This is a genomic window from Luteitalea sp., from assembly GCF_022842525.1.
Taxonomy (GTDB): domain Bacteria; phylum Acidobacteriota; class Vicinamibacteria; order Vicinamibacterales; family Vicinamibacteraceae; genus Luteitalea.
On record NZ_JALHPM010000064.1, the window covers coordinates 20,901 to 32,793 of the forward strand.

The window sequence follows — 11,893 nt, forward strand, 5'->3', positions numbered from 1 at the left end:
TCAGGCGACCACCGGCGCGGCGAAGGCCGGGCTGGTCACGAGGGCGGCGGCGCCACGCAGGCAGGGCTGGTCGGTGAGCGGCACCACGACGATCTCCGTGTCGGCGTCCTCGGGCACCAGCGTCAGTTCGCGCAGCACGCGCCGCAGCGATGGCAGGACGAACTCCCAGCCCTCGGTGATCTCGCCGCTCATGTAGATGCGCACCGGTTGCACCGCCTTGATGACGATCGAGAGTCCGCGTCCGAGGTAGGCCCCCGTCGTCTCCAGCACGTCGCGGGCATGGGCGTCACCGGCGCGGGCCCTGGCGACGATCTCCGCCACGGTCGTGCTGGGCCGACTGGCGTCAGGCCAGGAGGCCGAGGTCCCGAGATAGCGCGCCACGGTGGCCCCGACCGACACGTACGTTTCCCAGCACCCCCGCAGTCCACAGCCGCAGGTCGGGCCGTCCATGTCGAGCGGCACATGACCGAACTCGCCGGCGCCGTTGCGCGCACCGCGCACCAGTTGTCCGTCGAGCGCGATGCCGACGCCCACGCCCTCGGAGGCGTTGACGAACACCACCGGGCCGTCGGCCGCCGTACTGCGCACCGCCCACAGCTGGGCGAGCACCGACGCCTTGACGTTGTTCTCGACGACCACCGGCAGCCCGGTGGCGTCCTGCAGCGGATCGCGCAGCGAGACGTCCACCCAGCCGAGCGTCGGGGCACGAAGCAATTTGCCGCCGTCGATGTCCACCAGGCCGCAGATGGAGACGCCAATCCCCAGGCACTCCCCCACCACGTCCTTGTTGGCGAGCAGGTCGGTGATGCACTCGGCCAGCTTCGGCACCATCTCGGCGGCCTCGACCGGCGTGGCGATCTCGAACTGCGCCAGCAGGGGCTGGCCGAGGAGATCCGAGACCTGGACGAGCGTGTGGCTGGCGCTGATGTCGACGGCGACGACACAGCGCTGCCGGGTCTCGAGAAACAGGTACTGGGGTTTGCGCCCCCGTTTGCTGTCGCCCTTCTCGCCCTCGAAGATCTGCCGGGCATCCAGCAGGTCCTGGACGAGCCGGCTGATGGCGCCACGGCGCACCCCCATCAACCGCGCCAGTTCGGCGCGAGAGATCGGTTGGCGCGTACGCACGAGGTTCAGGGCGATCTGCCGGTTGATCTCCCTCGAGGTGCCGCGATGGGCGATGCGGAACTCAGTGGGGTCTATGCGACGCATCGTCAACTCAGTCGCGATTATGGTCCAGAATGGGGCAACCGTGACCGGATGGATTCGTGAACGCATGCTGGCGATCCAGATGCGAGGCCGCACCGCGTGCCTCGAGACCGCTGGCGTCGCCCTCCTTCTGCCGGTGGCCATCGCCACCATCGGCGCCGTCGAACAGGCACCGGTGACGACGACGGCGACGAGCGCCACGCTGACGGCGCGTCTGGGCCAGGCCACGACGCACCTCACGCGCGCAACCGACGGGGCCGCCACGCCGGACGATCGCCGCGCGGCCAGGCACGCGCTGGCCGAGACGCTCGGGACGATCGATCGCGAGTCGGCCGGCACCGGACTGGTCACCGAGCCCCTGCGCGATCAGGTGCGATCCACGATCGCGGCGGTTCGCGACGACCGCCGCGATCTCGATGCGGCGTCCATCACGGCGCTCCTGGCGCGGGTGCGCACGGCGATCGACGGTGAGGTGGCGTTGGGCCTCGCCTTCCAGGGCAGCTACAGCCAGGCGCGGGTCAAGGAGCCGGTGTATGGCGGCCATGCGTCGGCGATGGGGCCGGCGCCGGCCGCGCCCACCGCCGCGACCGCCGACGCATCGACGCCGACCATGCTGGCGTTTCACGAGCGCCCACCGTTGCCGACACGGACCTGGAACGGCGGACCGACGAAGGACCACATCCTAGAATCGCCGGGCAACGGAGTGGCGCTGGTCGATGTCGACGGCGATGGCTGGCTCGACATCTACCTCGTGACGGCCGCCCAGCTCGATGGCGCGCGCAATCGCATCCCGCATCGCAATGCGCTCTACCGGAACCTCGGCGGCTGGCGTTTCGAGGACGTCTCGTCAGCGGCGGGCGTCGACGGCGAGGCCTGGGGTAACGGCGTCTGCGCCGGCGACGCGGACGGCGACGGGCACGTCGATCTCTACGTCACGAACTGGGGCCCGAATTTTCTCTACCGCAACACGGGCAAGGGGCGCTTCGAGGAGATCGCCGCTGCCGCGGGTGTCGCCGCCCGGGGCTGGAGCACCGGCTGCACGTTCGTCGATGTCGATGCCGACGGAGATCTCGATCTCTACGTCGCGCGCTACGTTCAGACGACCGACGACGACCTGCACCGGGCGCGCCGCACGCTGCGCTGGCGCAACGGCCCGGCGATCATGGTCGGCCCGGCCGGACTGCCGGGTGAGCCCGATCTGTTCTTCGAGAACATCGGCGGCGGCCGGTTTCGCGAAGCCACCGCGGCGCACGGCCTGACCGATGCCGCCCACGCCTACGGCTTCGGCGTCGTCGCCACCGACGTCGATGACGATGGGGCCGTGGACCTGTTCGTGGCCAACGACTCCAATCCGAATTTCCTCTACCGCAACCTCGGCAACGGTCGCTTCGACAGCGTCGGCGTGATGGCCGGGGTCGCCGTGAACGGCGAGGCACGCGCCCAGGCGGGCATGGGCGTCGACGCCGGTGACACCGACGGCGATGGCCGGATGGACCTCGTGCTGACGGCCTTCGCCCACGATCGCAACACGCTGTACCGCAACCTCGGTGATGGGCTGTTCGAGGATGCCGCGCTGCCGGCCGGTCTTGCCACCAGCACCTTTCAGCGCATGGGCTGGGGGGTCGCGCTGCTCGACGCCGACCTCGACGGCAGGCAGGATCTGTTCATCGCCAACGGCCACATCTTCGCCGACGTCGGGGACTTCCCGGCACTCGGTGAGCGCTTCGCGCAGAAGAACCAGATCCTGCTCAACACCGGGGGCGCCTTCCGCGATGTGTCGGCGCTGGCGGGTCCCGGCATGCAGGTCGAGAAGGTCAGCCGCGGCCTTGCCGTCGGCGACCTCGACAACGACGGTGACCCCGACGTGGTCATCAGCAACATGGACGACGTGCCGACGCTGCTCGAGAACCGCCAGACGTCGCCGCATCACTGGGTCGCCGTGCAGCTGTCGAGTCCGACCGGCAATCGCCTGGCCATCGGTGCGAAGGTGACCGTGACGGCCGGTGCGATGCGTCAGGTGCGCGAGGTGCGATCGGGCAGCAGCTTCATGTCGCAGGGGGACCTGCGCGTGCAGGTCGGCGTCGGCACGCACACCGGGCCCGTCGACGTCGAGGTCCGGATGCCGGGTGGGTCGCGCTGGATCTGGAGAGGGCTGGCCGTCGATCGTCTGCATGCCCTCTCGCTGACGCCGGACGCGCGCGTGCGATCCGAGGGAGTGGCACCGTGAGCCGGCGCCGCTGGCACGGACGGGTGCTCGCGCTCGCAGGCGCGCTGGCGCTGGGTCAGTCACATGTCGCGACGCAGGAGCGGCTCCCCGTCTTTGCACCGCCGCTGACCACGCCAGAGGCCCTGGCGCCGTATCTGGCCCATCTCGAGGCGGGCACCGACGCGTTCACGAGCGAACGCGATGCGCAGATCATCGAGGCACGTCTGCAGGCCCTGGGCACGTGGTTGCGCGGAGGCGCACAGCCGTCGGCCGTGCCGCGCGGGCTCTTCGCGCCCGGGTTCAGGGCTGGCTCGCTGTGGAGCGACCAGGCAGGGCGCGCCGGGGATCAGCCTCTCGAGATCGGGCGCGTGGCCGCCGTGACGGGCACGACCATGGACGAGCGGGCGCTCGTCGAGCACCTGCGCGGCCTCGTCGTGCACATGGGTGCGCCAGTGGTGACGGAGTTCCTGGTCACGGCCATCGACGCGCGAGAGTCCGACTTACGGGTCGAGGTGCGCGCCGAGATCGTGGGGGAGATGCCGGGTGGCAGTCGCACGTCGCAGGTCGGCACCTGGCACATGACGTGGCGGCGCGCCGGTGACGCGGTCCAGGTGGTGGAGTGGACGGCCGGCGCTCACGTCGCCAGCCGCGCGCGTGCGCCGCTCTTCCGCGAGATCACCGGGCAGGTCGTCGCGCCGACGTCACAGGTCGGCCGCCAGTTCGCCACCGGCCTCGATGCGTGGATGGCGCGCATCGATGCGGTGCTGACGCGTGACTCCAACGGCCACCACGGCGTGTCGGTGGGCGATGCCGACGGCGATGGCCTCGACGACCTGTACGTCGCCCAGCCGTCGGGGCTGCCCAATCGTCTGTTGCGCGCGCGTGGCGACGGCACCTTCGAGGACGCGACCGAGCGCTCGGGGCTCGGACTGCTCGACGACACCGCGCAGTCGCTGTTCGTCGACGTCGACAACGACGGCGATCAGGATCTGGTGCTCGCCACGAGCCTGCAGCCCCTCCTGCTGCAGAACGACGGCCGCGGGCAGTTCAGGGTGATCGACAACGCCTTCACGTTCGCGGCGCCGCTGCAGGGCGTGCTCACGGGCGTCACGATGGCCGACTTCGACCGCGACGGCTTCCTCGACCTCTATCTCTGCGTCTACTCGTACTTCTTCGGTGCCGGCGAGGACAAGGCCGGCACGCCCATGCCCTATCACGACGCACGCAACGGCCCGCCGGGCGTGTTGTTCCGCAACGACGGCACGGGCCGCTTCGTCGATGTGACCGCGCAGGTCGGCCTCGACGTCGGCAACGATCGCTACCATTTCTCGGCCGCCTGGGGCGACATCGACGCCGACGGCTGGCCGGACCTGTTCGTCGCCAACGATTTCGGCACCAAGAATCTGTACCGCAACCTGGGGGCACGCGGCGGCGCCGTGCGCTTCGAGGACGTGGCCGCGACGGCCGGCGTCCTCGATCACGGGGCGGGCATGAGCGCGGCCTTCCTCGACTACGACAACGACGGCCGCCTCGACATCTATGCCGGCAACATGTGGAGCGCGCCGGGCTTGCGGGTGACGGCCTCCCCCGCCTTCATGCCGGACGCCGGTCCCGAGGTGCGGGCCTACTATCGCCACCACGCGCGCGGCAACTCGCTCTTCCGCAATCGCGGCGACGGCACCTTCGACGACCGCTCGGTCGAGGCGGGCGCGACGATGGGCCGGTGGGCATGGTCCTCCGACACGCTGGACTTCGACAGCGACGGCTGGCAGGACCTCTACATCGCCAACGGCATGCTCTCGCGCGACGACGGCGACACCGATCTGGACAGCTACTTCTGGCGGCAGGTCGTGGCGCGCTCGCCCCTTACGCGCCTGAAGGGGACGCCGTATGACGACGCCTGGCGGGCGATCAACCTGCGCCTGGTGCGCGGGTCGATCGCGAGTCGGCAACGCAACGTGCTGCTGCGCAACGACGGCCGCGGCGCCTTCGACGACGTGTCGGGTGCCGCCGGACTCGATCTGGACCAGGACGGCCGCGCCTTCGCGGTGGTCGATCTCGATCGCGACGGCGATCCCGATCTCGCGGTCATGGCCGCGCGTCAGGCGCCGCAGCTGCGGGTCTTCCGCAACGATCACCCGGCACGCGCCGTCATTGCCATCCGGCTGCAGGGCACCACGAGCAATCGCGACGCCATCGGCGCGACGGTGCGCGTCGAGACCGAGACGGTCCAGAACCTGAAGCACCTGCAGGCCGGATCCGGCTTCCTCTCGCAGCACTCCCGCGAGCTGCTGTTCGGCCTGGGCGCCAGTCGCACGGTGCGACGCCTGACGGTGGTGTGGCCGAGCGGCACGACCCAGACCTTCACCGACCTGCCGATCGACACCCGCTACCGTCTCGTGGAAGGCGGTGCCCTCGAGCGCGAGCCGATCGTGCGGGGCGCCGCGGGCAGGGCCGATGCGACGGGTAGGGCCGATGCGACGGGTAGGGCCGATGCGACGGGTAGGGCCCGCTCTCCGAGCGGGCCGTCACCAGCCACGCCGAAGCCGTCAGGCGAAGGCGGATGGTTCTTCGAACCCTTTCCGACCCCGGACTTCGCCGCCACCAGCCTCGACGGCCGCGCGGTCTCCCTCGCGGCCCTGAAGGGGCGTCCCGCCCTGCTGCTGTTCTGGCGCAGCGACGTCACCGCCTCGCGCGCGCTGCTCGACACGATCGCGCGCGGGCAGGGCCGCCTGGCCGCGGCCGGCGTCGGCGTGCTGGCGATGGCGCTGGACGACGAGGGCGACGCGGCGCGGGTCAAGGCGGCGGCACCGACGACCCTGCCCGTGGTCCATGCCTCGCGGGCGCAGGGGCTGCTGTGGGCGATCGTGCATCGCAGCCTGTTCATGAACCGGCAGCCGCTGCCGCTGCCGACGGCGCTGCTGCTCGACGCGCAGGGACAGGTCGTGCGCGCCTATCGCGGCACGACCGACGCGGCACAGGTCGCTGCGGATGCCGCTGCGCTCGACGTACCCGAGGCCGAGCGTCTGGCCCGCGCGCTGCCGTTCCCGGGTCGGTTCCATGCGCCGTTGTCGCCGCGCAACTTCCTGCCGTTCGGCCGCGAGCTGCTCGAGGCCGGGCTCGACACCGAGGCCATCGTCGCCTTCGAGCGCGCGTCGCAGGCCAGCCCGAGCGCCGCGGTGCTGTATCGGCTCGGCACGCTGCTGACCAAGAGCGGGCAGGTGCCGCGGGCGCGCACCGCCTACGAAGGCGCGCTGGCGCTCGATCCGTCCCTGGCGGAGGCGCACAACGACCTCGGGACGCTGCTGGCACAGGATGGCGATCTCGACGGGGCCATGGCACGGTTCAGGCAGGCCCTCGCCGCCACGGCGGAGTACCCCGATGCGCTCAACAACCTCGGGTACGCGCTGCTGTTGAGCGGGCGCGAGGCCGAGGCGCGGCCGTTGTACGAGCGGGCGCTGGCCCTGCAGCCCGACTTCCCGGAGGCACTGAACAACCTCGGCCTGTTGCTCGGCCGTGCGGGCGACCTCGACGGTGCCGAGCAGTACTTCCGCGACGCGGTGCGTCGTCGTCCGGACTACGGCGAGGCGGCCAACAACCTGGCGCTGGTCTTCGTCGCGCGGGGGCGTGCCGACGAGGCCGTGGCGCTGCTGGAAGACCTCGTCACCAGGACTCCTGAGTTCGAGAATGCTTACGTGACGATCGCCAAGATCCATCTCGGTGCGGGGCGCACCGCCGAGGGACTGCGCGCGGTCGAGCGTCTGCTGCAGCGCAATCCCACGCACCCGATCGGGCTGGCGCTGGCGCGTGAGTATCGGCCGCGCTGAGGCGAAGTGGACTGACCTAGTAGCACATCTGTACGAAGATTTGGCAACACTCTTGACACGTCCTGCCAATCGTCAGTAAATTCAGCGCGCTTCGTCCCATTGTGAGTCAAACTCGCGTCGCCCAAGGGCGGCCCAGAGGAGGTTCGATGTCCTTCCACCGAAGGCTGCAAGGACTCGTGCGCATCGTGCTCGCGGGTCTCGTGGTCCTGGGGTTGACGGTGCAGAGCCAGGCGCAAACCACGAGCGCCTCGGTCTCCGGTTCCGTCCAGGATCAACAAGGCGGCATGCTCCCCGGCGTGACCGTCACTCTCACCAGCAGGACCCAGGGCAACTCCCTGACCGCCGTGACCGACGCCGATGGTCGGTTCTCGTTCGCCATCGTCCGGGCCGACACCTACACGCTGCAGGTGGCGCTCCAGGGCTTCAAGACCCTCGAACAGACCAACCTCGTCCTCAACGCGAACGACCGCGTGTCGCTCGGCAATCTGGCCCTCGAAGTCGGCCAGATGTCCGAGGAAGTGACCGTGTCCAGTCGCGTCAGCGAACTGCAGACCACCAACGGCGAGCGCTCGTTCGCCCTCGAGACGCAGGCGCTGACCAACATCGCCAACAACGGCCGCCAGCTCTTCAACTTCGCGACGCTGGTGCCTGGTGCCCTGCCGCAGAACGCGGCGGGCTCGGAGATTGGTGACGCCGCCGGCTTCACCGTCAACGGCATGCGCCCGAACTCGAACAACGTGACGATCGACGGGGTCGCCAACATCGACACCGGCAACAACGGCGGCAACATGGCGACGACCAACATCGACGCCGTGGCCGAGTTCAAGGTCCTGACCAACTCGTACGCGGCCGAGTACGGTCGTGCGACGGGCGCGCAGATCCAGGTGGTGACCAAGTCGGGCTCGCAGAACTTCCGCGGGTCGGGCTACTGGTATGGCCGCCGCTCCGAGTGGAACGCCAACAGCTGGACCAACAAGCGCGTCATCCCCGAGATTCCGATCCCGAAGACGTCACGCAACGACCAGGGCTTCACCATCGGCGGTCCGGTGTTCTTCCCGGGCTTCAACCAGAACAAGAAGAAGCTGTTCTTCTTCTTCAGCCAGGAACACCAGCGCCGCACCGACCCGGCCACCGAGCGCCAGACGCGCGTGCCCACCGCCCTCGAGCGCCGCGGTGACTTCTCGCAGAGCGTCGACGCGAGCGGCAACCCGTGGCCGTACATTCGCGACACCACGACCGGCCTGCCCTGCAGTCCGACCGACCAGCGCGGCTGCTTCGCCGATGGCGGCGTGCTCGGCCGCATCCCGCAGAACCGGCTCTGGCAGCCCGGCCTCGCGATCCTGGACATCTACCCGCAGGCCAATGCCTCGGGCCTCGGCGCCGGCCTGAACTTCACGAGCCAGGACCCCAACAGCAATCCGCGTCGTGAGGACCTGCTCCGCATGGACTACCAGGTGAGCGACAAGTGGCGCATGACCGGTCGCTACATGAACACGACGTTCAACCAGTTGCAGGCCTACGGCACGACCTGGGCCGGCAACGGCAGCGACCAGCTCCCGACGCCCACGCTGTTCAAGAACCCGGGCAGCAACTACATGCTGTCGGCGACTGGCGTGCTCAACAACTCGACGTCGGTGGAAGTCAGCTGGGGGCGCGCCTCGAACTCGCTGAACTACGAGCTGCAGGTGCCGAACCTGCTGCGGTCCAACTCGAGCCTGACCGGCCTGCCGTACCTGTTCCCGGATGCGGTGCAGGGTGACTACGTGCCGTGGTTCCAGTTCCGCGGGAGCCGCACCGCCAACGCGGGTCAGTACCAGACCGACCGCGGGCCGTTCACCAACGAGAACATCACGCACGACGTGCTGGCCAACATCACGCGTGTCTGGGGCTCGCACAACTCCAAGGCCGGCATCTACTACCAGAACAGCTTCAAGCCGCAGAGCATCTTCGCGAGCTTCAACGGCGCCATCAACTTCGCCGACGATGCCAACAACCCCTTTGACTCTGGCTACGGCTACGCGAACGCGGCGCTGGGCGTGTTCAACACGTACACCCAGGCCAACAAGTTCGCCATCCCGGAGTGGCGCTACACCAACCTCGAGTTCTACGTCCAGGACAACTGGCGCGCCGGCAAGAAGCTGACGCTCGACTACGGCGTGCGCTTCTACTACCTGACGCCGCAGTGGGACCACAGTGAGCAGGCCTCGAACTTCCTGCCTGACCAGTTCAATGCGTCCAGCGCGGCGCGGCTCTTCACGCCCGTGTGCATCGGCGCCTCGCCGTGCTCGGGCGCGAATCGCCGCGGCATCGACCCGGCGGTGCTCGCCGCCGGCGCCACGCCGACGCTCGCCAACACGGTGGAAGGTCGCTTCATCGGCCGCCTGACGCCTGGCTCGGACCGCTTCAACGGCGCGTTCCAGGCCGGTCAGGGCATCAACCCCGAACTGCAGGATGGCCCGGCGTTCATGATCTCGCCGCGCGTCGGCTTCGTGTACGACCTCACGGGCGAGGCCACCACGATTGTGCGCGGCGGCTGGGGCATCTTCTACGACCGACCGCAGGGCAACATGGTGTTCGACATGATCGCCAACGCGCCGGGCGTGCTGAACTCCACCATCCAGTGGGGCACGCTGCAGGGCCTCACCGGCGGCGCCGGCGACCCGAACCCTGTGCTGGCGATGAACCCGACCGCGTACGACTTCATCCCGCCGAAGGTCACGCAGTGGAACCTCGGCGTCCAGCGCAAGCTCTACAAGAACTTCATGCTGGACCTCGCCTACGTCGGCTCGACGTCGGAGAACCTGCTCCGCCAGCAGCAGATCAATGCGCTGCCCTTCGGCACCACGTTCCTGCCGCAGAGCCAGGACCCGACGCGCGTCGGCACCAGCACGGTGCCCGGCGCCACGGCACTGCCCACGGACCTCCTGCGCCCCTACCCGGGCTACGGCAACATCCGGTACTGGGGCTATGACGCCTACTCGAACTACCACTCGATGCAGGTGGGCGTGAACCGCCGCTACGACAACGGCTTCATGTTCTCGGCGTTCTACGTGTGGTCGAAGGCCCTCGGCATCGGCAACAACGACGGGTCGGCCGGCGTGCCGAACCTGAGCGGCGAAGCCCTGCGCCGCATCGACTACTCGTACGTGGATACCGATCGTCCGCACAACATCACCACGAACTTCGTCTACCAGACCCCCGAGGTCGCGCAGGGCGTGCTCGGCGTGCTCGCCAACAACTGGCAGCTCTCGGGTGTCTACCGCTGGACGAGCGGTCGCCCCTACGGCGTGGGATTCAACATTCCCGGCATCGGTGCCACCAACCTCACGGGCAGCGACAACCCGAACGCCCGGATCGTCCTGACCTGTGACCCGGGCCGCGGCTGGAGCAGCGACCCGTACGTGCAGTTCAACACGTCGTGCTTCGCGCCGCCGCAGCCGGGCAGCGACGGGGCCGAGTCGGCGCGCTTCTTCGTCCGCGCGCCCCCGATCAACAACCTCGACTTCTCGCTCTCGAAGACGTTCCAGCTGCCCAAGACCATGCGCTTCGAGTTCCGCGTCGACATGTTCAACGCGCTGAACAAGACGCAGTTCACCGGCGTCAACGCGACCGCGAACTTCGCGAGCCTGACCGACCGCACGATCACCAACCTGCCGTACGACGCGCAGGGCAACCTGGTGCGGCCCAACGGCTTCGGTGCCATCAGCGCCGTGGCCGCGCCGCGCACGCTGCAGCTGGTGACGCGCTTCACGTTCTAGTCGCGGCGCACGCGACACTGGTCGCACGCGAGCGCTCCGCGCTCGGGTGCGGCGACACCTGACGGCCCCGGGAGCACACGCTCCCGGGGCCCGTGTCGTTCAGGGGTGTGCAGTCACGTCCGGGCGCGGAGAGCGTGGTGGCGGGCGCACGCTGCCAGTCCTGCCCGCGCAACTCGTTTTGAAACGAGTTGGTGCCGCCGGCCCGTCGGCACGTCGGCACGCGGGCGGCGGTACCTCGCGTCAGCCGCGACCGTGCATGCGCTGCCGCCACGCGCGGGCGCCTCATGTCAACCACCGCCGGTCCAGGGCGCGGCGTACCACCGTCGATGGACGCGCGAAGGTCACGTGCTGCGGTGCCTGCCCCTTTTCCCCCGCAGACTTTGCACGGCCAAGTCTGGGGCGCGGCGCCCCCCTGTCTCACGTCCTGCGCCGCCGAAGCGATGCGCGCGCCCGCGCCGGGGTGCAGGCCGCTCTCGGCGGCTCTGTCGGCGCCCAGGCGCGCGCAGCCTTTGCACGGCCAAGGGTCGCACCCGCCAGCCCGGCGACGTCCCCCTCGTCCTCCACGCGCACCATGAGACGTCCCCAGTGCGAGGCGACGCCGTCCGGCGCGCCTCGTGCTCCTCCCGTCGGCGTGCCCCGCCGGGCGACTGCCGGACGGCATCCCGGATTGATGTCGACGCCGGGCGAACACCTGATGGATCCGTCGATCGAGTCTCTGACGGTCCGGCGAGGGGACGCGACTCAGACGTCGGGCGATCCTCGCGGACGCCGCGGGACGCCACCGGACGCCACTGGAGTCGTCGACCGGGCGCGACAGGGGCCCGCGTAGACGTTGGTGCCCACGCGTGGTCGCAGGGGCGAGTGCGTCCCGCGCAGCGCCGCCGCGCGCGGGTGGC

4 protein-coding genes are annotated in these 11,893 nt (G+C 69.7%); 3 read left to right on the forward strand and 1 reads right to left on the reverse strand.

Going from position 1 to position 11,893, the window contains the following annotated elements; translation table 11 throughout:
* Positions 1-1,209 carry an ROK family protein gene (locus tag Q0C41_RS14325; protein ID WP_291984482.1) on the reverse strand — a complete coding sequence of 403 codons (1,209 nt, stop codon included), beginning with the start codon at positions 1,207-1,209 and terminating at the stop codon, positions 1-3.
* Positions 1,210-1,249: 40 nt separating this feature from the next.
* Here Q0C41_RS14325 and Q0C41_RS14330 point away from each other — a divergent pair, with 40 nt between their 5' ends.
* From Q0C41_RS14330 to Q0C41_RS14340, 3 genes are all read left to right on the forward strand, one after another.
* Positions 1,250-3,433 (forward strand): CRTAC1 family protein, encoded by a 2,184-nt coding sequence (locus Q0C41_RS14330; protein ID WP_291984484.1) that lies wholly within the window; start codon positions 1,250-1,252, stop codon positions 3,431-3,433.
* A complete protein-coding gene (locus Q0C41_RS14335; protein ID WP_291984486.1) occupies positions 3,430-7,239 on the forward strand; it encodes an FG-GAP-like repeat-containing protein in 3,810 nt (1,269 codons plus the stop codon). The genes Q0C41_RS14330 and Q0C41_RS14335 overlap by 4 nt, the downstream gene beginning before the upstream one ends.
* Positions 7,240-7,385: 146 nt before the next feature.
* Positions 7,386-10,997, forward strand: a complete 3,612-nt coding sequence (locus Q0C41_RS14340; RefSeq protein ID WP_291984488.1) for a carboxypeptidase regulatory-like domain-containing protein — start codon at positions 7,386-7,388, stop codon at positions 10,995-10,997.
* Positions 10,998-11,893: the final 896 nt, after the last annotated feature.

Bases quoted from the DNA above. Each gene is read 5' to 3' on its own strand.
- Q0C41_RS14325 (WP_291984482.1), bottom strand. From the start codon at position 1,209: ATGCGTCGCATAGACCCCACTGAGTTCCGCATCGCCCATCGCGGCACC.
- Q0C41_RS14340 (WP_291984488.1), top strand. From the start codon at position 7,386: ATGTCCTTCCACCGAAGGCTGCAAGGACTCGTGCGCATCGTGCTCGCG.